At 39.3% G+C, this 349-nt stretch carries 1 protein-coding gene; it reads right to left on the bottom strand.

What is annotated here, in order from left to right; translation table 11 throughout:
* On the bottom strand, positions 1-282 hold a 282-nt coding region (locus KJY78_RS02955; RefSeq protein ID WP_214337126.1), incomplete at its 3' end, for a hypothetical protein.
* Positions 283-349 lie beyond the last annotated feature (67 nt).

Consider the following 349-nt stretch of genomic DNA (forward strand, 5'->3'; position numbering starts at 1 on the left):
TTTCTGCCCCAAACCCAAGTTTTCTTTTGAAGCAGCAACAAAATAAACACCTATTAAAAGCTCTATTTCACCGGCTATATTCCGGTAACCTGTCACCCCAATAGCTATTACATCAGTATAAGTTGTATACTGCAGAATTGCGTTTGCATAATGAACTGCACCATTTACCGCGTAACCGTTAATGTTTATGTAATTAGGCTCATTATTATCTTTCCTGTTAGCTACATTGCCTTTTGCATCAAGCCTGACGAGTTTATCTTTATACCCCTTATACTCAATCAATACGGGATAGTTTTTTAGACGCTTATCTTGTAGCAACAGTTTAGCGTCGGGTATATTCCCCCCCCCC

Source organism: Canibacter zhuwentaonis, assembly GCF_018531145.1.
Classification (GTDB): Bacteria; Actinomycetota; Actinomycetes; order Actinomycetales; family Microbacteriaceae; genus Canibacter; species Canibacter zhuwentaonis.